Origin of the sequence: Streptomyces sp. NPDC093261, assembly GCF_044753645.1 — a bacterium.
Classification (GTDB): domain Bacteria; phylum Actinomycetota; class Actinomycetes; order Streptomycetales; family Streptomycetaceae; genus Streptomyces.
The window spans coordinates 98,613-123,472 of sequence record NZ_JBIVNO010000008.1; the positions used below are offsets into that span (position 1 = coordinate 98,613).

At 70.8% G+C, this 24,860-nt stretch carries 22 protein-coding genes and 1 pseudogene; 10 read left to right on the forward strand and 13 right to left on the reverse strand.

Annotated features, from left to right (window positions below; all coding sequences use genetic code 11):
• Window positions 1-2: 2 nt before the first annotated feature.
• The 4 genes from selA to ACIP94_RS18900 all read right to left on the reverse strand — a co-directional run bounded on the left by selA (window position 3) and on the right by ACIP94_RS18900 (window position 3,134).
• A complete protein-coding gene (gene selA, locus ACIP94_RS18885; RefSeq protein WP_402426429.1) occupies window positions 3-1,385 on the reverse strand; it encodes an L-seryl-tRNA(Sec) selenium transferase in 1,383 nt (460 codons plus the stop codon).
• A gap of 129 nt (window positions 1,386-1,514) precedes the next feature.
• Window positions 1,515-1,829, reverse strand: a complete 315-nt coding sequence (locus ACIP94_RS18890; protein ID WP_402426431.1) for an ANTAR domain-containing protein — start codon at window positions 1,827-1,829, stop codon at window positions 1,515-1,517.
• A gap of 36 nt (window positions 1,830-1,865) precedes the next feature.
• Window positions 1,866-2,516 carry a hypothetical protein gene (locus ACIP94_RS18895; protein WP_402426433.1) on the reverse strand — a complete coding sequence of 217 codons (651 nt, stop codon included), beginning with the start codon at window positions 2,514-2,516 and terminating at the stop codon, window positions 1,866-1,868.
• A 30-nt stretch (window positions 2,517-2,546) separates the two neighbouring features.
• Window positions 2,547-3,134 carry a hemerythrin domain-containing protein gene (locus ACIP94_RS18900; protein WP_402426435.1) on the reverse strand — a complete coding sequence of 196 codons (588 nt, stop codon included), beginning with the start codon at window positions 3,132-3,134 and terminating at the stop codon, window positions 2,547-2,549.
• Window positions 3,135-3,218: 84 nt separating this feature from the next.
• On the opposite strand from ACIP94_RS18900, the gene ACIP94_RS18905 reads away from it, so the two are divergent.
• From ACIP94_RS18905 to ACIP94_RS18915, 3 genes are all read left to right on the forward strand, one after another.
• Window positions 3,219-3,500 carry a hypothetical protein gene (locus tag ACIP94_RS18905; protein WP_402426437.1) on the forward strand — a complete coding sequence of 94 codons (282 nt, stop codon included), beginning with the start codon at window positions 3,219-3,221 and terminating at the stop codon, window positions 3,498-3,500.
• Window positions 3,501-3,545: 45 nt separating this feature from the next.
• Window positions 3,546-4,013, forward strand: a complete 468-nt coding sequence (locus ACIP94_RS18910; RefSeq protein WP_402426439.1) for a MarR family winged helix-turn-helix transcriptional regulator — start codon at window positions 3,546-3,548, stop codon at window positions 4,011-4,013.
• A 128-nt stretch (window positions 4,014-4,141) separates the two neighbouring features.
• Window positions 4,142-5,851, forward strand: a complete 1,710-nt coding sequence (locus ACIP94_RS18915; RefSeq protein WP_402426860.1) for an MFS transporter — start codon at window positions 4,142-4,144, stop codon at window positions 5,849-5,851.
• Window positions 5,852-5,964: 113 nt separating this feature from the next.
• On the opposite strand, the gene sbnA is transcribed toward ACIP94_RS18915, so the two are convergent.
• From sbnA to ACIP94_RS18940, 5 genes are read right to left on the reverse strand one after another with little or no spacing between them, the layout of a single operon-like run.
• Window positions 5,965-6,993: a 2,3-diaminopropionate biosynthesis protein SbnA gene (gene sbnA, locus ACIP94_RS18920; RefSeq protein ID WP_402426441.1), complete on the reverse strand. Its 1,029-nt coding sequence runs from the start codon at window positions 6,991-6,993 to the stop codon at window positions 5,965-5,967.
• A 37-nt stretch (window positions 6,994-7,030) separates the two neighbouring features.
• On the reverse strand, window positions 7,031-8,101 hold the full coding sequence (gene sbnB / locus ACIP94_RS18925; protein WP_402426443.1) for a 2,3-diaminopropionate biosynthesis protein SbnB: 1,071 nt from the start codon (window positions 8,099-8,101) through the stop codon (window positions 7,031-7,033).
• Window positions 8,098-9,102, reverse strand: a complete 1,005-nt coding sequence (locus tag ACIP94_RS18930) for a TauD/TfdA family dioxygenase (protein WP_402426445.1) — start codon at window positions 9,100-9,102, stop codon at window positions 8,098-8,100. Before ACIP94_RS18930 ends, sbnB begins: the two co-directional genes overlap by 4 nt.
• 40 nt (window positions 9,103-9,142) lie before the next feature.
• Window positions 9,143-12,406: an amino acid adenylation domain-containing protein gene (locus tag ACIP94_RS18935; protein ID WP_402426447.1), complete on the reverse strand. Its 3,264-nt coding sequence runs from the start codon at window positions 12,404-12,406 to the stop codon at window positions 9,143-9,145.
• Between the two features lie 12 nt (window positions 12,407-12,418).
• Window positions 12,419-15,028 carry a Pls/PosA family non-ribosomal peptide synthetase gene (locus ACIP94_RS18940; protein WP_402426449.1) on the reverse strand — a complete coding sequence of 870 codons (2,610 nt, stop codon included), beginning with the start codon at window positions 15,026-15,028 and terminating at the stop codon, window positions 12,419-12,421.
• A gap of 708 nt (window positions 15,029-15,736) precedes the next feature.
• Between ACIP94_RS18940 and ACIP94_RS18945 the strand changes: the two genes are divergently transcribed.
• Together ACIP94_RS18945 and ACIP94_RS18950 are read left to right on the forward strand one after the other, a co-directional pair.
• Complete coding sequence (locus ACIP94_RS18945; RefSeq protein WP_402426451.1) at window positions 15,737-16,318, forward strand: GNAT family N-acetyltransferase; 582 nt, start codon at window positions 15,737-15,739, stop codon at window positions 16,316-16,318.
• A gap of 103 nt (window positions 16,319-16,421) precedes the next feature.
• The gene (locus ACIP94_RS18950; RefSeq protein ID WP_402426453.1) at window positions 16,422-16,877 is read left to right on the forward strand and encodes a hypothetical protein; all 456 of its coding nucleotides are present in this window, start codon (window positions 16,422-16,424) and stop codon (window positions 16,875-16,877) included.
• Window positions 16,878-16,910: 33 nt separating this feature from the next.
• Here the strand turns inward: ACIP94_RS18950 and ACIP94_RS18955 are convergent, their stop codons facing one another.
• Window positions 16,911-17,975, reverse strand: coding sequence for a biotin/lipoate A/B protein ligase family protein (locus ACIP94_RS18955; RefSeq protein ID WP_402426455.1), 1,065 nt, complete (start codon window positions 17,973-17,975; stop codon window positions 16,911-16,913).
• A 294-nt stretch (window positions 17,976-18,269) separates the two neighbouring features.
• Between ACIP94_RS18955 and ACIP94_RS18960 the strand changes: the two genes are divergently transcribed.
• Entirely contained in the window at window positions 18,270-19,991 is a 1,722-nt protein-coding gene (locus ACIP94_RS18960; RefSeq protein WP_402426457.1) for a SpoIIE family protein phosphatase, read from the forward strand.
• Window positions 19,992-20,175: 184 nt separating this feature from the next.
• Here the strand turns inward: ACIP94_RS18960 and ACIP94_RS18965 are convergent, their stop codons facing one another.
• Both ACIP94_RS18965 and ACIP94_RS18970 read right to left on the reverse strand, forming a co-directional pair.
• On the reverse strand, window positions 20,176-20,382 hold the full coding sequence (locus ACIP94_RS18965) for a DUF6417 family protein (protein WP_402426459.1): 207 nt from the start codon (window positions 20,380-20,382) through the stop codon (window positions 20,176-20,178).
• 218 nt (window positions 20,383-20,600) lie between these two features.
• Window positions 20,601-20,792: pseudogene (locus tag ACIP94_RS18970) on the reverse strand (D-cysteine desulfhydrase family protein); the annotation flags it as partial.
• A 252-nt stretch (window positions 20,793-21,044) separates the two neighbouring features.
• On the opposite strand from ACIP94_RS18970, the gene ACIP94_RS18975 reads away from it, so the two are divergent.
• Window positions 21,045-21,956, forward strand: a complete 912-nt coding sequence (locus ACIP94_RS18975; RefSeq protein WP_402426461.1) for an SGNH/GDSL hydrolase family protein — start codon at window positions 21,045-21,047, stop codon at window positions 21,954-21,956.
• 135 nt (window positions 21,957-22,091) lie between these two features.
• On the opposite strand, the gene ACIP94_RS18980 is transcribed toward ACIP94_RS18975, so the two are convergent.
• Complete coding sequence (locus ACIP94_RS18980) at window positions 22,092-22,994, reverse strand: hypothetical protein (RefSeq protein ID WP_402426463.1); 903 nt, start codon at window positions 22,992-22,994, stop codon at window positions 22,092-22,094.
• A gap of 175 nt (window positions 22,995-23,169) precedes the next feature.
• On the opposite strand from ACIP94_RS18980, the gene ACIP94_RS18985 reads away from it, so the two are divergent.
• The 3 genes from ACIP94_RS18985 to ACIP94_RS18995 all read left to right on the forward strand — a co-directional run bounded on the left by ACIP94_RS18985 (window position 23,170) and on the right by ACIP94_RS18995 (window position 24,818).
• On the forward strand, window positions 23,170-23,343 hold the full coding sequence (locus tag ACIP94_RS18985) for a CsbD family protein (protein ID WP_402426465.1): 174 nt from the start codon (window positions 23,170-23,172) through the stop codon (window positions 23,341-23,343).
• A gap of 189 nt (window positions 23,344-23,532) precedes the next feature.
• The gene (locus ACIP94_RS18990; protein ID WP_402426467.1) at window positions 23,533-23,886 is read left to right on the forward strand and encodes an STAS domain-containing protein; all 354 of its coding nucleotides are present in this window, start codon (window positions 23,533-23,535) and stop codon (window positions 23,884-23,886) included.
• Window positions 23,883-24,818 (forward strand): anti-sigma factor RsbA family regulatory protein, encoded by a 936-nt coding sequence (locus ACIP94_RS18995; protein WP_402426469.1) that lies wholly within the window; start codon window positions 23,883-23,885, stop codon window positions 24,816-24,818. Before ACIP94_RS18990 ends, ACIP94_RS18995 begins: the two co-directional genes overlap by 4 nt.
• The last annotated feature ends 42 nt before the right edge of the window (window positions 24,819-24,860 follow it).

The window sequence follows — 24,860 nt, forward strand, 5'->3', positions numbered from 1 at the left end:
CGCTACCCCCTCGCGGCCGACCGCACGGCGTCGGCGAGCCGCTTGTCGTCCTCTCGCGGCACCGCCCTGAGGTCGAGGAGGCAGCGCCCCGCTTCCAGGCGCCCCACCACGGGGACGGGGCCGGTGCGCAGTACGGCCGCGAAGGGCTCCGGCAGGGACAGCGCGGCGCTGGGCAGAGCGACACCGGGCGCGCCTCCGCCCCCGACGGTCGCGGCGCTCTCCACGGCCCGTACGTCGATGCCGTCGGCGCTCAGCTCGTCGGCGAGCCGGGTGGCGCGTTCCATGAGATGTGCCGGCTCGGCGGCCAGAGCCGCGGCGGTCGGGGTCGGCGGCCCGGTGAGCGTCGCCTCCAGGGCGGCCAGTGTCAGCTTGTCCACCCGCAGGGCACGGGCGAGGGGATGGCGGGACAGGGTGCGGACCAACTCCGCTTCGCCGAGGAGCAGTCCGCACTGCGGTCCGCCGAGCAGTTTGTCGCCGCTCGCGGTGACGAGTGAGGCACCGGCGCGCAGTTGGGTCTCGGCATCGGGTTCCTCGGGCAGCAGGGGATGCGGTGCCAGCAGGCCTGAGCCGATGTCGACGACCACGGGGACGCCCAGCGTGGCCAGTTCACCGGTCTCGGCGGCGCGGGTGAAGCCGGTGATGCGGAAGTTCGAGGGGTGCACCTTCAGTATGAAGCCGGTCTCCGGTCCGATCGCGGCGGCGTAGTCGGCGACGCCGGTGCGGTTGGTGGTGCCGACCTCGCGCAGCCGGGCCCCGGTGGAGACGAGGAGGTCCGGGAGCCGGAAACCGTCCCCGATCTCCACCATCTCCCCCCGGCTGATGACGATGTCCTTGCCTGCGGCCAGCGCGGTGGCGGCGAGGGCCAGCGCGGCGGCACCGTTGTTGACGACGTGTACCGCGGCGGCGGAGGGAACCTGTTCGCTCAGGGCGCGCAGCGCCGTGCGTCCACGGCGGGCGCGTACGCCGGTGTGCAGGTCGAGTTCGACGTCCGTCGGTCCGGCGGCCTCCTGCACCGCCTCCCGGGCGGCCGCCGACAGGGGCGCACGCCCGAGGTTGGTGTGCAGCACGACGCCGGTGGCGTTGATCACGGACCGGAGCCCGCCGGCCGTCGAGGGCAGCAGGGCGACCGCCGTGTCCCCCACCTGCGCCGGCGCGATGCTGCCTTCCCGGGCCTGCTCCTGCGCCCGCCGGACCGCCTCCTTCACCACGGGCGCTCCCAGCCGGCGCGCGGCCTGGGACAGACGCGGATCCCGCAGTACGACGTCGGTGCGCGGAATGTGCCGTCGCGCATCGGTGGTGTCGCGGCGCGACGACGGCCCTTCGGCGTCGAGCGCGGTCGTCCCGGTACGCTCGCCGGTCCCGTCCGCTGCGCTCTGGCGCTCCATGCAGCCCCTCCCTCTCCGGCCCGCTCCGGCTGTCCGGGAAACCCATCGTCTCCCAGTGCCCACGGCCGGCCGTTCGACACGCCGGGACGGGTGCGGGCGCGGTACCGGGTGGTGGCCGCGATACGGGGATCAGGGATCTGTGCGGGAGGCGATTCTGTTGCGCTCCAGGGCCCGCCTGAATTCGTCCAGCTCCGGCTGCGGGAGGTCACCGCCCTGGGCGAACTTCAGGACGTGTTCGGCGATGAGACTCAGCTTGGTGTTGGTGTGCTGCGACACGTCGCGCAGTATCCCCCAGGCCTCGTCCCGCGGGACCCGTCCCAGGACGACCACAGCGCCGATCGCCTGGTCGACTTGGGCGCGCGAGGACACGGCACGCCTCAGCTGCCGGTTCTCCGCCCGCAGCCGATCGCACTCCCGGACGAGTTCGGTGGCGCCTGCTGTCACAGTTCCACCTTCCCCCAGGAGACCTCCGAGCACGACTCAAGCGCGGGGAACGCCTTGTTCACGGTGGCGGTTGCGGTGCCCCGGGTCCACCGTGGTGGTGACGCGCACAACGCAGGGCCTGCGCGGCGTCGAACCGAACCCGAACCGTACGGGGGGCCCGACCGGGGCGAGCCCGCCCAGGTCCTCGTCCTCGTAGCGGGCCGCAGCGGCGGTGATCGGGTGCAGGTCCCTCGCCCCGTACCACTCGTAGCGGCCGGCGCCCGCGCTGCCGCAGGTGCGGGCGCCCAGCAGCAGCCACGCCGGCAGGGCCGTCCACGCGGCCCAGACGGGACGGGCGGCGAGCGGCCCGGGCACGGCCCTGAGCAGCCATCCCACGGGACCTCGGCGGCCCAGGGTGAAGCGCAGACGCAGCGGGGCGGCGGTGACCGTCCAGTCCTTGCCGGCGGTATCCACCCGGACCGGTGCCACCCGCACCTCGTCGAAGGCGTAGAGGCCGGCGATGAACTGCGCCGTCCGCACGGTGGGGGCCAGCAGGAGGCGGTGGCCGTCCCGCCGCTCCAGCATCACGTCACTGAACGCGCCGAACGGCGAGCGCGCCCAGCGCCCCACCACCACACGAGTGCCGGACGACGTACCGATCCCGGCGATCCAGCCGTCGAAGCGCAACCGGTCCCGGCGCTGCGTCACCACCCCTCCGGCCCGCCCGGCGTCGCCGGGTCAGCTGCCGCCCCGCGATCGGGTGAGGGCGTCCTTCACCCGGTCGACCATGGAGACGAAGGGCCCGGTCAGCCACTGGGCGGTGGTTGATCCCGCCGCGGTGGGGTGCGGATGGGTGGGTGCCATCTTCTCCGCCGCCTCGAGCAGGGTGCCCATGCCCTTGAGCTTGTCCTCGTCACAGCCCTGGCGCACCGCGGGGAACTCCTCCTGCTCCTCGTGCTCCGCGTGGTCGATCACGGCACGCTCGAAGGCGGCGATCCTCGTGTCGAACTCGGGGCTGCCGACGTCCATCTTCTCCAGCTGGGCGAGCACCTTGTTGGCTTCCTCCTCCTCGTGGTTGCGAGCCTCGGCCTCGGCCGCACCGGCGGTCTTCTCCGCCACCGGCCGCAGGATCATCTCCTCCGCGGTCTCATGGACGGCCAGCAAAGCCCTCAGCTCGTCGAAGATCTCTTTCTTCTCATCGCCCTGCGCGCCCTTGACCTCGGCGAACAGGTCTCGGATCCGGGCATGCTGCTCCAGCAGGATGCGGACCACGTCACCCTCCGGAAGCCGCGCCGCCTCCGCGCGTTCCATCGTCGCGTTGCTCACGGCAACGCCTCCTCTCCATGTCGGCCGTCGGCTTCTTCCCGGCGGGTAACCCTGGCAGGGTCGGGCAAACGGGGCGAAGACGACGTGCTGCGCCTCCCTGTGCCGCCCTGCACCAAGGTGCTCACCCGCCGCTACTCCGTCGGCGGGCAGGGCGCGGGAAGCGGCTCCCTCGGCCTGGTGCTCGCCCTCGACACTGCCCCGACGACCGTCTTCCTCCTGGCCGGAGAAGTCCTCGCGGACCTGCTCTCACGGAGCCGGATCGTCCTCGGCGACCTGCCGGCAGCCGCCGCGGCGGACGCACTGGTCGCGAGCAGTGCGTCCCCCGACGTGTATCGCGTCAACCGGCGGCGGCTCGATGATTACTAACATCTGCTTGAACAGTCCAGGCTGATAAACCTACTGTTATTACCTATGGAGGCAGACGAAGAGACAGGGCCCGATCGCATCGCCGCAGAGCCGGACACCGCCCGCCTCGCGACCGGCCTGCGACTGGCCGTGGGCCGGGTCACCCGGCGGCTGCGCCAGGCGCACGCCGTCGGCGATGTGACGCTCTCCGGCGTGTCGGTGCTCGCCAGGCTCGAGGCCGAAGGCCCCGGCTACCCGGGGTCCCTCGCGGACCTGGAGCGCGTGCGGCCGCAGGCGATGGCCGGCACGCTGGCCGGGCTGGAACAGCGCGGACTGGTCCGCCGTACACCCGACGCGGCCGACGGACGGCGGGCCGTCGTGACGATCACCGAGGAGGGGCGGGCGATGCTGGCGGAGCGGCGCTCCGAGTCCGTTCACCGCCTCTCGGCGGTCCTCGAGGAGTTCACGGCCCAGGAGCGGCAGACGCTCGCGTCGGCCCTGCCCCTCCTCGACCGGCTGGCGGCACGGCTGTGAGCGCGGGCAGCCCCGGCGGCGAGCGGTCCGGGAACCGTGCGAGCGGCGGCGGGACGGCCGCCGTCCGTCTCACGCGCTCCGCGCGCCGGCGGGACCAGCCTCCGGGCCCCGGCTACAAGTGGGTCGCCCTGTCCAACACCACACTCGGTGTGCTGATCGCGACGATGGACGCCTCCATCGTGATCATCTCGCTGCCCGCGATCTTCCGCGGGATCGGTCTCGACCCGCTCGCGCCCGGCAACATCGGCTATCTGCTCTGGATGATCCTGGGCTATCTGCTGGTGTCGGCCGTGCTCGTCGTGGTTCTCGGCCGCCTCGGCGACATGTACGGCCGGGTCAGGATCTACAACCTCGGCTTCCTCATCTTCGCCTGCGCGTCCGTCGCCTTGTCCCTGGACCCGTTCCGGGCGGGCGCGGGAGCCCTGTGGCTGATCCTGTGGCGCATCGTGCAGGCGTTCGGAGGCTCGATGCTGACCGCCAACTCGGCGGCCATCCTCACCGACGCCTTCCCCGCCCGGCAACGCGGCATGGCCCTCGGCATCAACCAGATCACCGCGCTCGCCGGGCAGTTCCTCGGCCTCCTGGCCGGCGGACTGCTCGCCGCCGTCGACTGGCGGGCCGTGTTCTGGGTGAGCGTGCCGGTCAGCATCACCGGGACGATCTGGTCGTATCTGAGCCTGCGCGAGACCGCGACGGGGCGCCGCGGCCGCATCGACTGGATCGGCAACATCACCTTCGCGGCGGGCGCGGGGATCCTGCTCGCCGGCATCACCTACGGCATCCAGCCCTACGGTTCCAGCGCCACCGGCTGGGGCAACCCCTGGGTGCTCGGCGGGCTGATCGGCGGTGGGGCCCTGCTGCTGCTCTTCTGCTATACGGAGACGCGCGTCGCCGAACCCATGTTCCGGCTGGCCCTGTTCAAAGTGCGAGCGTTCGCCGCGGGCAATCTGGCCGCTCTGCTGACCGCGATCGCGCGCGGCGGGCTGCAGTTCATGCTGATCATCTGGTTGCAGGGCATATGGCTGCCCCTGCACGGCTACGCCTTCGAGGACACCCCGCTGTGGGCGGGCATCTTCATGCTGCCGCTGACGCTGGGCTTCCTGATCGCCGGTCCCCTCTCCGGCTATCTGTCGGACCGGTTCGGCGCCCGTGTGTTCTCGACCGCGGGTCTGGTCGTCGTGGCGGGCTCCTTCCTCGGACTGCTCACCCTGCCGGTCGATTTCGACTACGACGTGTTCGCGACGCTGCTGCTGCTCAACGGCCTGGGCCAGGGCATGTTCTCCTCGCCGAACACCTCGTCGATCATGGGCAGCGTGCCGCCGGAGTACCGGGGCGTCGCCTCGGGCATGCGCTCGACCTTCCAGAACTCGGGCACCGCCCTGTCCATCGGCGTGTTCTTCTCGCTGATGGTCTCCGGGCTGGCCTCGTCGCTGCCCACGACCCTGCGGGCCGGACTCACGACGCACGGCGTCCCGGTCGGCGCCGCCGCGCACGCCGCGTCACTGCCGCCGGTCAGTACGCTGTTCGCCACCTTCCTCGGCAACAACCCCGTCGAGCACCTGCTCGCCTCCGGCGGGACGCTCGCCCACCTCTCGGCCGCCCAGCGTGCCGCCCTGACCGGTCACAGCTTCTTCCCGCGACTGGTCGCCGGGCCGTTCCACCAGGGGCTGACCATCGTCTTCGCCGTGGCCGCGGGCATGGCCCTGGTGTCCGCGCTGGCCTCGGCGCTGCGCGGCGGGCACGCTCCCACGCGGGATCGCGCACCACAGGACGGGCCGCCCGCCGGCGCCCTCGCCAAGGAGGCGGCACCGGGACGGCACAACGCGCCCTCCTCGTGACGTCCCGCCCCGGGCCCGGTCCCACCGCGGATCGTGTCACGCTACGACGCTGAGCGCGGGGCCGATCCGGCCGTCGGTCACCGCTGCGGTGGCCGACGGCGTCCGCGGGTCGGCTACGCTTCCGGACGCCGGCGTGACGCCCGTGACCTCGGCTCACCTCCCCGGGGGTCCTTCGTGAGCTCTTCGAAGTCGAGGAGAATCCGGTCGCCGTACAGCGCCTCCAGCCAGTTCGTCTGGTAGATGGTGTCCAGGTAGCGCTCTCCGAGGTCCGGGGCGATGCCCACCGCTGTCAGGCCGCGCGTGTCATGGCGGGACAGCCAGTCCATCGCGCCGCTGACCACGGTCCCGGTGGAACCGCCGAACAGGAACCCACGGCGGGCCAGACGGTGGCAGGCACGGATGGTGTCCGCCTCCTCGACCCGGATCACCTCGTCCACATAGGACTCGTCGAGCAGCGGCGGGCGCATGCTCATGCCCAGGCCGGGGATCATCCGGCGCCCGGGCTTGCCGCCGAAGGCCACCGAACCGACGCTGTCCACGGCGACGATCCGCACGGGCCTGTGCCACTCGCGGAAGTAGCGCGCACAGCCCATCAGGGTTCCGGTGGTGCCGGCCCCGATGAACAGCACGTCCAGCCGCGGGAACTCCTCGGCGATCTCCGGCGCCGTGGTGCGGTAGTGCGCCCGCCAGTTGCCCGGGTTGGTGTACTGACCCAGCCACACATAGCGGTCGTCGGACGCGCACAGCTCCCGTACGTAGTCGATCCGCGCACCGAGGAAGCCGCCGTTGGCATCCAGGTCGGCGACGATGTGCACCTGGCTGCCCAGCGCCTCCATCAGGAGTCGGGTCGAGAGGTTGCAGCGGGAGTCCGTGACGCACAGGAACCGGTAGCCCTTGCTGGCGGCGATCATGCTGAGCGCCACGCCCAGGTTTCCGGACGAGGACTCGACAAGGATCGAGTCCGGCTTCAGGACTCCCTCCCGTTCGGCGGTCTCCACCATCTCGATCGCAGCCTTCAGCTTGATCGATCCCGCGAAGTTGAAGCCCTCGCACTTCAGGTAGAGAGAACGGCCGAAGATCGGCTGGAGGTCGACGTACAGCTGGCTTTCGTTGAAGGCGTGAGGAGCGGTTATGACGGGCACGGTGGCCTCCTGGTGCCAGGGCTGAGGGAAGGCTTGATCAGCCGTACCGGCGCAGTTCGTGGAAGAAGTCGTCGATGAGATGAAGGTGTCCGGCCCGTGCGGCTTCGTCGTAGACGTACTTGCCGACGGCGAGGTCGAGGACGCCGAGTCCGAAGGGCGAGAAGATCACCGGCCGGTCTGCCGGCGGGGTCACCCGTCCGGTCATGACGTCGTTGAGAGTGCCGTCCAGGAAGTCGCGGTTGCCGGTGGCCTGCTCCACGAGGTGAGGGGATGTGTCGGCTTTCAGGCAGTGCTCGACGTCGTCGACGTAGTTCGCCGAGGCGAGCAGCACCTGGGGAGCGAGGTCCCGCAGGGAGACATGCAGGACCAGCGGGTTGTGGCTGAACCATGCCGGGTCGGTGACATGGGGCGCACCGGCGACGGTGGCGAAGACCACGAGGTCGCTGGAGCGGATCAGCTCCTCGGCACGGTCGTGGACGGTGACCCGGGCGCTGGACGAGGACTGCCGCAGATAGCCGCAGAAGCCGGCGGTGCTGTCGGCGGACAGGTCGTGCACCCCGATCGTGTCGAACGACCAGCCGGTGCCGATCAGGAACGAGTGGATGTAGCGGGCGATCAGCCCCGCACCGAAGAATCCGACGCGGGTGGGGCGGGTCCGGGTGCGGCTGAGCCAGTCCGCCGCCAGCGCGGCCGACGCCGCGGTCCTGGTGGCGCTGATGATGGAGCTTTCCAGGCAGGCCAGCGGGTAGCCGGTCTCCGGGTCGTTCAGGATCAGGACCGCGGAGGCCCTGGGAAGCCCGGCGGACACATTGCCCGGGAAGCTGGAGATCCATTTCAGGCCGTCGACCCGTACGGACCCGCCGATGGAGGCCGGCAGCGCGATGATGCGGGCCGTCGGCCGGTCGGGGAAGCGCAGGAAGTACGACGGCGGGTTGACCGATTCCCCCGCACCGTGCAAACGGTAGGTGGTCTCGACCAGCTCCACGATCTGTCTCTCGCGTCCGGCGAGTGCTTGCTGCACCTGCGCACCGGAGATCACCGCGAAGGTCGGCACGGGAGCCCGGGACGGCGGGGCGGACGGGGTGGCGGGGGACGGCAGAGTCGTCATCGCGGACTCACCTCCGGGGTCGGGCGGCTGTCGGAGAGGCGCTGCGGTTCGGCCATGGCGACCAGCACCTGACGGTCTCCGGCGAAGGCCTCGCGACTGTGTGCGGTGCGGATGTTGTCGACGAGCATCACGTCCCCGGGCTGCCAGGGCTCGCGCCGGGTGTGGTCCTCGTAGGTGGTGTTGAGCAGCTGGACGACGTCCTCGCCGATGGGGCTGCCGTCGCCGTAGCGGGTGTTGAACGGCAGTCCGTCCTCGCCGTATTCGTCGACCAGGTACTCGCGCACGTCCGGGGCCAGCGTCCACTCGTTGAGGAAGGCGATCTGGTTGAACCAGCAGCGCCGGCCGGTCAGGGGGTGCCGCACCACGGCGCTGCGGCGCTGGCGTGTCCGCAGCGACCCGTCGGGCTGCCAGGCGAAGTCGATGGCGTGGTCGCGGCAGTACTGCTCGACGGCGGCGCGGTCGTCGGTGCCGAACGACTCCTCCAGGGACGCCCCGATCTCGTCGTTGTAGCTGCGGGTGAGCAGCCAGCCCTCGCGTTCGAAGCGTTCGCTCAGCGTGGCGGGCAGCGCCTGGAGCACACGCTCCGCGTCGGCGACGGCGGTCGCGCCGCCCTGGCTGGGCGCGCGCAGACACGCGAACAGCATCAAGCCGGGGACCTCCAGCGTGTAGCTGAGCTCATGGTGCATGCACATCGGCTGGTTGTCCGGCCAGGCCGAGGAGGAGTACAGCCCCGCGCCGTGGCTCTCCCGCGGGGCGAAGGCCTCCCGCTCTGTCATCAGGCCGTCGGCGAGTCCCGTGAAGACGGCGCCGACCTGGTCCGGCTCTCGTACGCCCAGGCCGCGGACGAGGAGCGCCCCGTGCTCGGTGACCTGCGCTCGCAACGCGTCCCGGTGCTCGGCCGCCCAGCCGGCCGCGTCGCCGGATGCCTCGACGTGCAGGACCGGGGGCTTGTCCGGCAGCAGCTCCACCTCGAGCAGTGATGCCGGGGATGAGGACGACATCTCGGTTTCCTTTCGATTGCGGCTCGGGAGACTCGGAGGCTCAGGAGGAGGTCAGCAGGTCGGCTGCGCCGAGGACGGCCCGTGCTGCCTCGGTCGGCCGGGTGCGGGGGAAGTAGTGGCCGCCCTCGGCGAGTTCGTGCAGGTCCACGTGCTCGGCCAGGCGCTGCCAGTCGCGGTGCCGGTCGGGGCCACCGCGCGTGTGCGGGTCGTCGGCGGCGAGGACGACGGTGACCGGCGCGGCCAGCTTCACCGTCGGCGGGCTGTCCAGGGCGTCGGCGAAGTAGCGGTGCGCGGACACGCAGTCGTGCCGGTAGGCGGCACCGACGTGTTCGGCGTGCTGCGGGTTGAGTTCGCCCAGTTCGGTGTAGCCGCTGTCCGCGGTCAGCTGCGCGGCGATCTCGGCGTTGCTCCGCTGGGTCAGCTCGGCGATGGCCGAACGACGGTCGGCGGCGGTGCCCAGCAGCTGGGCGCCGACGAACACCCGCGTGACGTCCACCCCGGCCTCGCGCAGCCTCCTCGCCGTCTCCAGCGCCGGGGCGGCACCCGAGGAGTGCCCCCAGAGCATGACCCTGGTGAGACCGCGCGCGGCGATCTCGGCGCTGACCTGCTCCACCACCCGGGTGATCGGCGCGAACGGCTCGTTCTTGACGGCGAGGTCGTGACCGGGCAGGTCCACGGCGTAGACCGCCGTCCCGCTGCCCGCCAGGGCACCGGCCATCGGCTGGAAGTTGACCGCGTTGCCGCCCGCGTAGGGGAAGCACACCAGGGCGCAGTCCTGCCCGCTCTCGGGTGCGGACAGCGGTTGGAGCAGTTCGGGACGCCGCTGGGTCGCGCCGTCGAGGAGCGCGGCGAGGTCGGCGAGCACCGGGTGGCGGGTGATGTCCTTGAGGGACACCGCCCGGCCCAGGGCGATGGTGAGTTTCACTGCCGACAGCGAGGTGCCGCCGGAATCGAAGAAATGATCCTGCCGGCCGATGTGGTCCTGGGGGACGCCCAGCAGCTCGGCCCAGGCGGCCGCCAGCCTCCGCTCGGAGGAGGTGCGCGGTGCCTGGAACTGCTTCCCCGAGGCGCCGGTCTCCGCGGCCGAGGCGGTCTGCTGGGCCAGCGTGGTCAGGGCCTTCCTGTCGATCTTGCCGTTGGCGGTCAGCGGCAGGCTCTGCTGCCAGTGGAAGGCCGAGGGGACCATATAGGCGGGCAGGACGGCGTTCAGGGCCTGGCGCAGCGCGTCCGCGGGCTGGCAGCGGCCGGTGTAGAACGCGATCAGATGGGCGCTGCGGCCCGCCAGCTCGGCCACGACGACCGCACCGTCTCGTACGCCGGGCACCCTGAGCAGGTTGTTCTCGATCTCGCCGATCTCGATGCGGAAGCCACGGATCTTTACCTGGTTGTCGCGGCGCCCCAGGAACTCCAGCTTGCCGCCGGGGTGCCAGCGTCCCCAGTCGCCTCCCAGGTACAGCCGCTCCCCCGGCCGGTACGGATCGTCGAGGTACGCCTCACGGGTCCGCTCGGGGTCGTTGACGTACCCGCGGCCCACACACACCCCGGAGAACGCGATCACGCCAGGGGCGCCCAACGGCACCAGGGACAGGTGCTCGTCGACGACGAGGACCCGCACGTTGTTGACGGCGCGCCCCAGCAGGACCCGGTCCGGCACCCGGTCCATGACCTCGTGGTTGGTGTCGTCGGAGGTCTCGGTCAGCCCATAGGCGTTGACCAGCTTGATTCCCGGCTGGATGGTGAACCAGCGCTGGACCAGCTCCCGCTTGAGCGCCTCGCCGGTCACGGACACACACCTCAGGTCCGGCAGTGCGCGGGGGTGCTGTTCCAGGTAGGAGACCACCACCTCCAGATAGGAGGGCACGACCTGCACGACCCCGACGCGGCCACGGGCCAGCGTGTCGACGAACTGTTCGACGTCCACGATCACGTCCTGCCGGACCAGCAGGGTCCGCCCGCCGACCAGCAGCGCGGCGAGCAGCTGCCACAGCGAGATGTCGAAGCACTGCGGGGCCGTCTGCGCCACCACGTCCCCCTCGCCGATGCCCAGGTCGTCGATCTTGGCGAAGAGGTGGTTGAGCATGCCCGCGTGCTCGCACATGGCGCCCTTCGGCTCGCCGGTGGAGCCGGAGGTGAAGTAGATATAGGCCAGCTGGTCGGGGGTGACCTTGACCGCGACATCGGTATCGGCCTGCTGTTCCGCGTACGCCGTCTCGACCGTCAGCCTCTCGATGTCGGGCAGCAGCGCCAGGGCGTTGTCGAGGGTGTGGGTGCTGCCGGACTCGGTCAGCACCAGCCGGCAGCCGGACCGCGAGAGCGTCGCCTCGATACGGCCGGCCGGGAAGTGCGGCTCGATGGGCAGATACACGCCTCCGGCCTTGAACACCGCCAGAACGGCGGCCAGCCAGTCCAGGTTGCGCTCGGTGACCACGCCGACGATGTCCTCGCGGCCGAGCCCTCGGACCAGCAGCGCCCGGGCCAGCCGGTTCGCGCGGGCGTTGAGCTCCCCGTAGGTCCAGGTACGGTCGCCGTGCACGGCGGCCACGGCCTCGGGATGGGCCCGTGCCCGCTGCTCGAACAGCTCGTGCACCCGGTACTCCGGCAGCGTGCGCGCGGGCCCGGCCAGCCCTTCGAGCTGCTGTCGCACTTCCTCCGCCGACAGCAGACTCTGCCGTGCGTGCTCGGCGTCCGGATCGGCGGTCAGCAGGCGCAGCGCCGTGAGGTGGTAGCCGCCGATGCGGGCCGCGCACTCGGCGTCCAGCGCCTGAGTACGATGGCGCAGCCGCAGCAGCGTTTGCTCGCCCCGGTCGTCCCAGTCCACCGCCAGCACCGTGTCCTCGGCGAGTGCGCCTCCGGCGCCGTCGGGATCGAGGACGACCTCGTACGGCGGCCCGGCCATGCCCAGTTCCCGGCGCAGTTCCCGCACCGGGAACTCCCGGTGCGCGAGCAGCTCCGCCGCCTCGCGATGGGTGCTCGTCACCAGGTCACGCCAGGTGGCGGGAGCAACGGTCAGCCTGCAGGGCAGCGGATCGCCGTCCGGCCCGGCGGCAAAGCCGGTGACCACGTCCTGCTCACCCGACAGCGCGGCCAGCACCTTGGCGTACGCGGCCAGCACCACCGCGCTGACCGGCACCCCCAGCTCTCCCGCCCGCGCGCGCACCGCCTGGGCCGTCTCGTCCGGCACCACCACCTCGTGCACGGCGACACCCACGGCCGGCTCCGGCGCCCACCGCGGAATCGCGGTGCTGCCGCCGGCGGCCAGGACACGGCTCCAGTACTCCCGGTCCGCGTTCAGGTGCGCTTCCATCGCAGGCCTTCCTCAACTCACCGTCGGCGCGGCACCGGGTGCCGGGGACGTCGCTGTCGTCGCGGCCGGACCGACGCCGAAGGGCCGGCCGGGAGCGTCCGGGTTCTCCGCCGCGGGGTTTCCGCCCCACCGTGCGTACGGGGGGACTTCCTCGCCCTTCATGAGGAAGGAATCCGGTGCCAGCTCGGCGTGGTCGCCCACCATCACGCCGTAGTGGACATGTGCGGCGACCCCGAGGGTGCAGCCGGCACCGAGCGTGGTGCGGTCGGACTTGAAGGTGCCGTCCTCCTGGGAGTGGCACTGGATCTTGGTTCCGATGTTGAGGGTGCAGTCGTCACCGATCGTGGTGAGCGTCCGCTCCGTCACATAGCAGCCGTCGTCGAAGACCCTGCGGCCGATGCGCACGCCCATCATCCGCCAGATCAGATTCTTGAAGGGGGTGCCGTTGAAGACCATCACATGGCGGTCCGGCACCTTCCACATACGCTCGTGCCACCAGAAGTACGGGTCGTAGATGGAGCACAGCCGGGGGCTCAGCGGACGGAATCGGGCGATACAGCGCTCGACCAGGGCGAAGTACGCGGCGGTGAAGGCGAGGGTGAACGCCAGATAGCAGGCGATGATGACGTACCAGAGCGCTCCGTACAGATTGAGGGTGGCGAGACCGGCCGCCGTAAGGACAAAGGCGTGCAGCCATCGGACGCAGAGAAAGAAAGCCATGGAGCGCAGGTTGTAACGATTCTTCCGGGTGAGGTGCCGACGCAGTTCGTCGCCCGTCCTGAGGTGGTCGAACCGGGAGTCGCGCTCGACTGTGCGGGGAATGTCGAAGCTCGGCGAGCCGAGCAGCCCGGTGTTCTCGCGCGCCTCGCCGTCGAGGGGAATGTTCACCTTGGTGGCCAGCAGGCAGTTCTCGCCCGTCCTGGCTCCCGCGGGATAGGCGATGTTGTTGCCGAGGAAGTTGTGCGGCCCGATCGTCGCCCGGGTCACCCGGAAGGACGTGCTGGAGAAGTCCGCGTTGATGATGGAGAGGCCGTCGGCCACCATCGTGCCCCTGCCGATGGAGACCAGATACGGGGTCTCGTGCACCACTTCGGTGCCGAAGTTGGAGCCGGTCTGCTCCACCTGCGTCAGGTCGTATCCGAGAGCCCTCAGGTAGTGCACGATGTACGAGCTGTCGCCGAAGAGCCAGGTGAAGAACCTGATGTTCGTCATGAGAGCGATGCCCCGTTGCGCCGCGTAGCGGATGCCGCACAGCGGATAGACCCTGTCGGGCTTGATCGCCAGGTTCAGCAGGCGGGGAAGGGTGAAGACCGCGACGAGACCGCCGACGACGAGGCCGAAGAACAGCACGAGGGAGATGTACAGCGAGTCGGTCAGGAGTTCCGAGAAGGAGTCGACGTCGTCCGGGTTCAGGCGGTCGTCGAGCGCGGGAACCCAGCTGAGCACCATGTACATACCGCCGACACCCAGCGGAATGTACACCAGGAAGAGCTGGAGCAGGGTGGCGGCGCCGAACCAGGCCCGGCGCAGCGTGCCGCACTTGGCCGGCTCGACCCGCACGAAGTCGATGTCCGTGGGTTGCGCCGGGGATCCGTACCGGCGCTCGCCGTCCGGGATGGACTGGCCCCGGTACAGGGAGGACGCGTGGCCGAGCTGGGCCCTGTCGCCCATCGAGGTGTCGATGTCGAGCACGGTCTTCTCACCGACGAGCACATCGCGGCCGAGGGTGACCCGCCCGGTCTGGATACGCCCCGCATGCGCTCGGTAGCACAGGAAGAACGCGTCCTTGCGGATGACGGTGCCCTCGCCGACCGTGAGCAGGTCGGTGCAGACCGGCACGGAGCGGGAGAGGATCGTGACTCCCTTGCCGATCCGGGCGCCGAGGGCCCGCAGGTACAGCACGAACAGCGGGTTGCCGGCGAGAAAGATCATCGGATTGGCATGGAGCAGCGCCTTGATGATCCAGAACCGCAGATAGGTCAGACTCCAGATGGGGAACTCACCCGGCTTCCAGCGGCCGACGAGAATCCACTTGGCCAGGATCGGGAACACGCACACGACGAGGAATCCGCTCCCGCCGAACAGGAGGGAGCGGAGATAGATGTTGAAGGGCCCCGCTCCGTTGGATACCCAGTCGTAGCCTCGGGCGGCGACGAGTCCGGTGACGAAGGAGTACGCCAGGAAAGCCAGCAACTGGAGCGTCCCGCACAGCACATAGGCCGACGTGCTCGCCCGTGTCACCGGAGCCTCCGCGGCGGTCACCGCCGATTGCGCCGAGCGGGCCGTCAGCGTGTGTCCGTCGACAGGAGTGGAGGTGGCGTCCGCGAGTGCCGCTGCCAGGTTCCGGATCGTGGGGTTGCGATAGATGTCCTTCATGGACACCGAGGGCAGATCCGACCGCTTCCTGACGCGCGCGCAGAATTGCGCCATGACCATCGAGTTCGCACCGAGATCTTCGAAGAAGTGGCTGTCGGCCGAAACGCGTTCGACACACACGACATCGGCCAGTACTTCGGCGAGCTTCCTCTCGGTCTCCATGGTCGACGGGCCTGCGCTGCTTCGCCTGGCGGTCGGAGGTTCGTCCGGGCCGGGTATCAACACCTCGGCAGACTTCTCTCCCATGCTCACTCCTTGCGGATATATCGCTGATCATCGCGTCGCGATGATCAGGCCCATGTCCTGGCGCCCGGCGGGGGCCGAACCCGGTGAATCCCTGGAGTCACCGGTCGTGGCGCTCCTTTTGGCTGATCTCGAAACCGTGCGCTTCAGTTTCAGTCGGTCACGATCAGGAGGCCACTTGGAATCGATCTCGACAACTCGACACTATCGCTCAACGAGCCGGTATTCCTGGGCTCACCCCGCGCCGGACATGGACGAGATGCACTCGGATGGACGCTGACCCCCACACCGAACAGCCATTTCGGCACGTCGGCGACCGTCTGGGGAGATGCGTCTGACGGGAACGCGACAACACAAGACGACCCCGCCCTTCTCTCAGCTCCCTCTCAGCTTCCCCCCTTCCAACTTCCCAACGGCGGTTATGGATGCATAAGGTGAACGTCCGACAAGCCAGAGTGACTGGTCCGAACGGGTGAATTCAGCCCCCCGTTCGATTGCGCCGCGCGGCACGAATTGCATCCCACTCGGCGAATTCATCGCCTCCGAAAGGTTTCAGCGCAGATGTCGAACGTGCGCTCGCAGAGCGCGCACAGGGTGTGAGACCCTCACCGACACCGGACGGCAGGCTCCGGCACAGCCACCGGACCACCTCCCGGGACGCCGACCCCGAAAAGGGCTTGCGCTCCCGTGCCGGGCGAACAGAATCAACGCGTGCAGATCCTGTCGTATCCCGAAGAGGCCACCCCGATCGAACTGCGCACGCAGGTGCGCGACCTCCAGGAGCAGGCCTGGCCGTCCCCCGCGGGCCGGGTCGCCCCTGTCGGGGCCCCAACCCACGATCCGCTGCTGCGCCCCCGGTCGATGCTGCTCGTGGACGAGGGGGCGGTGCTCGCCGCTCTGGACGTCCTGTCCAAGGAGATCTCCCATGCGGGCGCGCGCTACGCGGTGGGCGGATTGAGCACGGTGGTGACACGGCAGGACCGACGCGGTCTCGGACACGGCCGACGCCTGGTCGCCGCGGCGCGGGAGACGATGATCGCCCGGCAGCTGGATCTCGGGCTGTTCACCTGCGACCGCCCCCTCCAGGCGCTCTACGAGCGTGCGGGCTGGCAGACGCTGCCCGGCACGGTGCTGATCGGCGGGATACCGAGCGACCCGTTTCCCAGTGACCGGCCCGGCTTCGACAAGGTCACCCTGGGCGACTTCTTCTCGGCCAGGGCCCGGCAGGACCGGATGGCGTTCCACGACAGCCGCGTCGAGCTGTATCCGGGGGAGATCGACAAGCTCTGGTGACCGAGCTCTGGTGACCGACACGGGGCGCGTACGAGTGGTGCTTTCCCCCCTCGTGGCCGTAGCGTCATCACACCAGCGCCTGCACGGAGGGCCAGGAGCGAACATGCGGATCCACACGGTGAAGACGGCGGTCGCCTTGGGTGCCGTCGCCCTGCTCTCAGCGGCCGTGGGCACGGCCTCCGCCGCCCCACCGGCCGAGGACGCCGCCCAGCGGCAGCCCGTTCGCCCCGTGCTCGTCGACTGCGTATGGCACGCGCAGGTACGACCCGCCGACTTCATGATCGCCTGCGGGGACGGCAACAGCCGCCTGTCCTCGCTCCACTGGTCACACTGGGACCCGGGCTCGGCGACGGCCAGCGGCATCAACGTGGTCAACGACTGCAAGCCGTACTGCGCGGCGGGCAGGTTCCACTCGTACCCGGTCGTCGTGCGGCTCGGCGACGCGCAGCCCTGGAAGAAGGATCCGCAGCTGCGGCACTACACGCAGATGACCCTCGTCTACACCGATTCGAGGCCCGACGGATTCCGTCGCGTGGTCACCTATCCGCTGTGGGATTGACGCCGGCCGGGCGCACGGAGGAACCGCACGCCGCTACGGCACGCGCGCGGTCCACTCCGGGGCGGAGAATTTCACGGCGGCCAGTTCCTCGGCCCGCTCCAGCTCCTGCGGGGTGATGTGGCCCCTGGTGAGGCCGTAACGGGCCCCGAACGAGCGGATCATGCGCTCGATGACGGTCTCCCGGGAGAGCCCTGTCTGCCGCCTCAGCGGGTCGACTCGCTTCCTGGCGCTGCGGGTGCCCTTGTCGGACAGCTTCTCCCGGCCGATGCGCAGCACCTGGACCATCTTGTCGGCGTCGATGTCGTAGGACATGGTGACGTGGTGCAGGACCGCGCCCGGGCCGCCGTCGGGACCGACCATACGCTTCTGCGCGGCTCCGGCGATCTTGCCGGCGTCGGTGGCGATGTCGTTGAGGGGCTGATACCAGGCCTTGATTCCCATGTCGTCCAGAGCGCCCAGCACCCAGTCGTCGAGGTAGGCGTAGGAATCGGCGAAGGACAGGCCGGACACGAGGGAGACCGGCACGGACAGCGAGTAGGTGATGGTGTTCCCGGGCTCCACGAACATGGCGCCTCCCCCCGAGATGCGTCGTACGACGCTCATCCCGTGCCGGTACGCGGCCTCGGCGTCCACCTCGTTGCCCAGGGACTGGAAGCTGCCGATGACGACGGCCGGGCCGCCCCACTCCCACACTCGCAGAGTCGGCGGCCGGCGCCCGGCGGCGACCTCTGCCGTGAGCACCTCGTCCAGCGCCATGTGCAGGGCGGGCGGCTGGGGCTCCTCGTGGATGAGCTGCCAGTCGTAGTCGGTCCAGTCGGTGGCCTGGGCGAGCGCGCGGCGGACGGCGGTCGCGACGCCCTCGGGGGTCAGGCCGTACATGACGGTTCCCTCGGGCAGGCCCGCCCGGATGCGCTCGGCGAGTTCGGGGGCCTCCGTGGTGGCGGGGACGCCCTCGAGAGCCCGGTCGATGGCGACAAGGGCCTCGTCGGGTTCCAGGAAGAAGTCTCCCGCGACGCGCACATTGCGCAGGACACCGTCGTGGTCGTCGAGATCGACCACCACCAGCTTGCCCCCGGGGACCTTGTACTCGCCGTGCATGCCGACCGCCTTGATCGTTCCTGTACGCCGTCACGGTAACGCCGGTCGCATGGCTCCTGTTCCGGGCGCCCGTGCAGCCGGTCCTCGGGGCGAGGCCGTAGGGCCGTAGGGGCCGTAGGACCGTAGGGCCGTAGGGCCGTAGGGAGGAGAGGAGTCGGATGTGTGCGAAGTGGGAGACGTGCGCGCGTGCTGGTGGGGAAGCCGGTGAGAATATCGGAACAAGTGCGGTCGCCCTCGGTCCCTGCACGGGCAGGGCGGGTCTGGTCGGCCGCGGCGCGGAGGGGAGGAGGCCGGATGATGGACCTCGACGGCACCGACACCGTTGACGAGCCGTCTCGGCGACCCGGTCAGGAGTCGCTGAAGCCGGCGCTCGATGCCCTGGGCGCGGGCGCCTACGTCCTGGACGAGCAGGGACACGTCATCGCCGTCAGTTCCCGTGCCGAGCAGCTGCTCCTTCGGTCCGCCGAGGAACTCCTCGGACAGGACGCCCACGACCTGCTGCACCGCAACCACCATGGGGAGCCGGTGCCCACGACGCAGTGTGTGCTGAGACGGGCCTTCCTGGGCAAGCAGACGGCCCAGGGCCAGGACGTCTGGTTCGCCCGCGGCGACGGTTTCCTGCTGCCGGTGTCCTGGCTCGTCACCCCGTACGACATCGGTGAGCAGGAGGAGAGCACGCTGGTGCTCTTCCATCCGGCCCACGACGTCGACACCCCGCGTGGCCGACCGGAGTCGACCGCGGCGCCGCTCTCCGAACTGGAACGTCTGGCCCTGCTGGCCGAGACGACCACCCAGCTGACCTCGACGCTCGACGTGGACGAAGCGCTGAGGCGGCTGGTGGCCCTGGTGGTGCCACGGCTGGCGGACTGGGCCGTCATCGACCAGATCACCGAGCGCGACGAGGTGTGGCGAACGGCCGTGGTTCATGCCGAGGACTCACTCCTGGTACACCGGGAGGATCTGCAGGGACCCATGCCGCCCGTGCCCGAGGACTCCCCGATGCCGCTGTCCCGCGCCCTGCGCGGCGTCGCGTCGACCCTGACGGGCCCCGAGACCTACCGGGGCGCGCCGGATTCGGGCATCGCCGTCGCACAGCGCGGGCTGTTCGAGGCGACCGGCATGCATTCCGCCGCCATCGCCCCGATCCGCGGTCTGCGTGAGGTGCTGGGCGCCCTGACCCTGGGGCGCTCGGAGCGGCCCGAGGCGTTCACCCTCGCAGACCTCGCGCTGCTCGAGGACATCACCCGCCGGGCCGGGCTGGCCCTGGACAACGCGCGCCTGTACCAACGGCAGCGCAAGGTCGCCGAGACCATGCAGCGTCATCTGCTGCCCCAGTTGCCGCGGCTGTCCGGGCTGGAGATGACCGCGCGCTATCTGCCCGCTCCCGACGCCTCACAGGTGGGCGGGGACTGGTACGACGCCTTCACCCTCGCCGACGGCGACACGGCGCTCGCCATCGGGGACGTCGCCGGACACGACCTGGACGCGGCGGCCGGCATGGCGCAGGTGCGCAACATGCTGCGTGCCTACGCATGGTCCCAGAAGGAACCGCCGAGCCGCATACTCGAGTGGCTCGACGAGGCGATGACGCGCCTCACCGACGTCCCCATGGCCACCACGGTCTTCGCCCGGACGACGGTCGGCAGCGACGGACGATGGACCCTGTCGTGGACCAACGCCGGCCATCCCCCGCCGCTGCTGGTGACACGTGAGGGCCTGACCGAGTACCTCACCGAGGGGCACGGCCCTCTGCTCGGCATCAGGCCCCGGCGGCGCCGTTGTGACGCGACCGTGGTGCTGCCGCCCGAGTCGACGCTGCTGCTGTACACGGACGGTCTCATCGAATCGCCGGGTCACTCGATCGACGAGGGACTCGACCGGCTGCGCCGGCATGCCGCCGCCCTGGCCCGCCGCTCGCTGGAGTCGTTCGCCGACCAACTGGTCGAACGCACGCGTCCCGCCGACAACGACGACGACATCGCCGTTCTGGCCCTGCGCACGCCCGCGGTGCCATGACAGGCCCATCTCACGCCCGCGGTACCGTGCCGGCCCGCGGTGCCATGACAGGCCATCTCACGCCCGCGGTACCGGTACCGTGCCCGCCCGCGGTGCCGTGACGGCCCCGTCTCAAGCCCTTGGGACTGCCGGACCCGGAGACACGGCATCCGGGCCCGGCAGTCCCGGCAGGCCGAGGCGACGGTCAGTTCTCCGAGGGAATCCGGGCCGCGATCTCCCGGGCCAGCCGTTCCGCCTCCGCGGACAGCGGGCCGCCCTCCTCGGCCACCGTCGCCAGGAGTCTCAGCAGATCATCCGCCTCCTCGCGGCTCATCAGTGCCAGCCGCTCCATCGTCCGCTCGGCGGGGGCGGACTCGAGGTCGTCGAGGCTGAGGGGGTCGTTGTCGTCCATGTCCTGGGCAACGTACCCGGCCGTCGGCTGGTCACGCGCGGCACGCCTGCCGAGTGAGGGGGACAGCGACGTCCCCCTCCTCGCCGTGAACCTACGAGGCCGGGCCTGACGGAGCTCAGCCGGCCGGGTGAGAGAGCGCAGTGCGGTGACGGCGCGCCGCACGGTCTCCGCGTGGCCGAACAGGCCGGGGAGCCCACCGGTGTGGAGCAGCACGGTGCGTCGGCGCCTTCCGCGAGGGCGGCACCGACGGTCCACTCCAGTTTGCGGACCTTGTTGCCGCCGCCCCCGAGGCCGATGAGATCGTCCCTCTTCACCCACAGGTCGTCCTCGCCGAGGGCCGGCGCCGCCGCCAGGCGGGGCATCGGCTCCAGCGGGGTGGGCCACGTCGACAGGGTGATCCTGTCACTCATGCGATCTCCGGCGGACGGTCGGAGGAGGACCACCCGGAGGGTCCGGGTGATTGGCATCATCCACCGCGGCCGAGGGGCGGGGCGGGAGCGGGGCGGCGGCGCACGGGGCCCGCCGATTCGTTACGGCACAGCAGGTACCGCGGGCGGGATTTCTTTGTGATCCTCAAAGTCCGGCGGGGCCAGGCGAGTTGTCCTCCCGCCGCTCCGGCCGCCCGGCCGGAGGCCCTGTCCCCCTCCACGAAAGGACCGGCCGTGGCGAAGAAGGCACGGCGTCTCGGTGCGAGACGCGCGCTGGCGTTCAGCGCGGCAGTGATCAGCGGAGCCGCGACCCTGGCGGGCACGGGCACCGGCCCGGCGAGCGCGTCCCCCGCCGGCACGCGTGGCGGTGACTACGTCGCCCTCGGCGACTCCTACGCATCGGCTCCGGCGGTCCCCGGCCAGGTGGATGCCAACTGCAAGCGGTCCGACCACAACTACCCCTCCCTCGTGGCCGTGTCCGAGCGGGCTCGGCTGACGGACGTGACCTGTTCCGGGGCCACCACCGCCGAGATGACGGCTCCTCAGGGCACGGCCCCGGCGCAGTTCGCCGCGCTCAGCCGCAGGACGGACCTGGTGACCGTGAGCATCGGCGGCAACGACGTCGGCTTCACCACCGTGCTCGGTACGTGCGCCCGCCTCACCTCGTCCGATCCCGCCGGTGCCCCGTGCCGTGCCTACTTCACCAGCGGCGGGAGTGACCGGCTCACGGAGACGGTCGAGCACACGGCCCCGAAGATCGCCCGGGTCCTCCGCGGCGTCCGGCAGCGGTCCCCGCACGCACGGATCCTGGTGGTGGGCTACCCGGACCTGTTCCCGGAGAACGGAGTCGGCTGCACGAGCAGCTCGGTCCCGTTCGCCGCGGGGGACTTCCCCTATCTGCGGGACAAGGAGAAGGAACTCGACGGGATGCTGGCGCGCGAGGCGTACCGGCATGGCGCGCGCTACGTCGACACGTACACGCCGACCATCGGGCACGACCTGTGCCGCCCGACCGGGCAGCGCTGGATCGAGACCCTCGCCCCGGCCACGCCCGCCGCGCCCCTGCACCCCAACGCCGAGGGAGAGCAGGCGATGGCGGCGGCCGTCGAGCACGCCCTCGTCTGTCACGGGTGGCGGCACCGGTGACCGTCTCTCCCGGGCCGCGGCCCGGGTTGACACAGCCGCCGGCCGGCCCACGGAGGCCGTGAGCCGGCGCCCGGCACTCATCGCGGCCCGTCCCGCACCGCTCGCGAGCGGGCCCGCTCATGGGCCTCAGGTCCGTCAGGTCGCGGCTGCGGGGCGGGCGCCGCCGGAGTCACCCAGCAGAGCACCTGTGAGCCCCACCGGGTTGCCCGAGGGGATGACTCCGGACTCCACCACCGTCCGGGCCCATGGAGCGAGCAGCTCTGCCAGCCGTGCGGTGGCATCGTGGCCCAGAGCCCGCCACGGCCCTTCGGCGGCCGCGTCGGTCGCGTCCTCGATCGCGCGGCGCTCGGCCGCTCCCCGGGTGGTCAGCCGCCCGCTGCCGTCGATCCATCCACGATCCCGCAACGCGGCCTCGGTGGCGTGCCAGGTCGCGTCGTCCCACTTCCGGCCCTCACGCAGCAGCGCACCGTCCGACTCCCCCGCGGCGGCTTTGAGCACCAGCGCCTCCACCGGTCCTACGCCCCGGCTCACCAGAACGGCGACATGCCCGTCGCCGCGGTGCTCACGGAGTGTGGTCGCGCCCTGCCACAGCCGCAGATGCGGCTCGGCCGGGCGCTCGAGGGCCTGGTTGGCGGCGCCCAGCACCCGCCCCGCGGTGTCGGCCGCCTCGGCCGCGGCCCACGCCAGGTCCGCCGCCTCGGCCATCCGGGCACTGCGCAGGGCGTCCTCCCCGTACAGCCGCCGCATGGCGAGAGCGACCCCGCGCCCTCGCGCGGCGAGGACGTCCGCCACCGTCGCGTACCCCCATGCGTCCGGCAGCGCCCGCCTCACCCGGCTGGGGTGGAACACATAGAAGCTGCTGGTCACCACCGCCGGCTCGACCGGTCCCAGGGGCGCGGCGCGCAGGGCGAAGTACCCCATCCAGAAGCCGCGCATACCGATCTCGTCGGCCGCGCGTCGTACCTCCGGCGTGAAGTACACGAGGCTGTGCACCGGCTCGGCCAGCTCCCACATCAACCGGGATACGCCCTCACTCACTGTGCTGCCCTGCCCGGGACGGTCCCGCACCCCACTGCGTCATGACGGCTGTCATAGCACAGCTCCATGACGACTGTCATGGGAACGGGATGGCCGGACGCCCGGGTTTGAAGAGCGGGTTCAGGGCCACTCGGTGTAGTGCCCCCGTAGTCAAGGTGACGTGGAGTGAGCAAAGGTGGCTGGAGAGCAGAAGGCCAAGGGAAAGATGGAACAGGCCAAGGGCAAGGCCAAGGAGACGATCGGCCGCGCGGTCGGCAACGAGAGGTTGACGGCCGAGGGCCGGGCGGAGAAGGCCAAGGGCGACGCTCGCCAGGCGAAGGAGAAGACCAAGGACGCCTTCAAGCGTTGACGCGTCTGACGCCCGAACCGGGGTCCCCGTGCATGGAACGGGGACCCTTCCGCGTACCGGGAAGCCGCCTCCGCAGTCCGATCGCCCGGACGCGGACGGCGCCGCGGCGCCGCCGAAGGCGCTGTCGTCGGTCCGTCAGGGGCTATGGTGCTCGTGCGTGGACCGGCACGAGGGCTGAAGAGGTGAAGCGTGGACGTGTCACTCGGGGAACTCACGGCCACGCCGCCGCGCGGTGGGGCCCGGCTGGAGACCCATTCCCTGCCGGAACGCCCCGGTGTACGGGTCACGGGGGAAGTAACCCTCGAGACCCGGCGCGTCTGGCGGGCGGCGCTCGGCCGGCTGATGCGGCACGGGGAACCAGCGCTTCACGTGGAGCTGTCGGACCTTGCGTTCATCGACGTGGCAGGGGTCACGGACCTGGTGACGGCCGCGCGGTCGCTGTCCGATGGACAGCACATCGTGCTTCACCGGCCGCCGCCGCAGATGACGCGCGTACTCGACATCTTCTGGCCGGGACTGGGCGGGATCGAGGTGACACCGTGACCGATGTGGTCACCACACGGGAGGCGTTCGTCCACCCGGCTCTGTTCTATCGCGGTCCTCAGCAGTATGTGGCCGGGACGGTCCCCTTCGTTCTCGCCGGTCTCGCCGCGGGCGAGCCCGTCGCCGTGGCCGCGCCTCCGGACCGCCTCGCACTGATCCGGGACAGCCTGGGCGGGCGGGCCGACGAGGTGTCCTTCGTGGACATGACCCAGGCAGGCCGCAACCCGGGATGGATCATCCCGGGAGTGCTGCGCAGGTTCGCCGACACCCATGGCGAGGGGCGGGTGCGGATCATCGGTGAACCCATCTGGCCCGGCCGCAGCACCGTGGAGTATCCGGCGTGCGTGCAGCACGAGGCGCTCATCAACGCCGCGTTCGCCGGGCGCGAAGTGACGATCCTGTGCCCGTACGACGCCGCCGGACTCGACGGCAGTGTGCTCGACGACGCCTGGGCCACCCATCCGGTGGTGATCGACGAGTACGGGGAGACACCGTCCGCGGTCTACAGCCCCGAGGCGGTCGTCGCCCGCTACAACGAGCTTCTGCCGGTGCCTCCGGACGCCGTGACGTTCGCCTTCCAGGGCAGCGGGCAGCTGTCCCGGGCGCGTGAGTTCGCCGTCCGGCACGGCGCGCGCATGGGCCTGCCCGGTCCGCAACTGGAGGATCTGGCGCTCGCGGTGGCCGAGTTGACCACCAACAGCGTTCTGCACGGTGCCGGGGGCGGAACGCTGCGGATCTGGACGGAGGACGGGCAGGTCGTCTGCGAGGTGCACGACGCGGGGCGGCTGATCGACCCCCTGGCCGGCCGGCGCCCCCAGGCGCCCAGCCGGCCCGGCGGCCGGGGGCTGCTGCTGGTCAATCATGTCGCCGATCTCGTCCGTGTCCACACAGGCGATCCCGGCACCACCATCCGCTTCTACCTCGGCCGCTGACCTCTCTTCAGACGGATTCCCGCCGCGATGCCTCCATGGCGG

Coding starts and splice junctions, on each gene's coding strand:
- selA (WP_402426429.1), bottom strand. CDS start 1,385: ATGGAGCGCCAGAGCGCAGCGGACGGGACCGGCGAGCGTACCGGGACG.
- ACIP94_RS18910 (WP_402426439.1), top strand. CDS start 3,546: ATGGAGGCAGACGAAGAGACAGGGCCCGATCGCATCGCCGCAGAGCCG.
- sbnB (WP_402426443.1), bottom strand. CDS start 8,101: ATGACGACTCTGCCGTCCCCCGCCACCCCGTCCGCCCCGCCGTCCCGG.
- ACIP94_RS18930 (WP_402426445.1), bottom strand. CDS start 9,102: ATGTCGTCCTCATCCCCGGCATCACTGCTCGAGGTGGAGCTGCTGCCG.
- ACIP94_RS18935 (WP_402426447.1), bottom strand. CDS start 12,406: ATGGAAGCGCACCTGAACGCGGACCGGGAGTACTGGAGCCGTGTCCTG.
- ACIP94_RS18940 (WP_402426449.1), bottom strand. CDS start 15,028: ATGGGAGAGAAGTCTGCCGAGGTGTTGATACCCGGCCCGGACGAACCT.
- ACIP94_RS18950 (WP_402426453.1), top strand. CDS start 16,422: ATGCGGATCCACACGGTGAAGACGGCGGTCGCCTTGGGTGCCGTCGCC.
- ACIP94_RS18955 (WP_402426455.1), bottom strand. CDS start 17,975: ATGCACGGCGAGTACAAGGTCCCCGGGGGCAAGCTGGTGGTGGTCGAT.
- ACIP94_RS18960 (WP_402426457.1), top strand. CDS start 18,270: ATGATGGACCTCGACGGCACCGACACCGTTGACGAGCCGTCTCGGCGA.
- ACIP94_RS18965 (WP_402426459.1), bottom strand. CDS start 20,382: ATGGACGACAACGACCCCCTCAGCCTCGACGACCTCGAGTCCGCCCCC.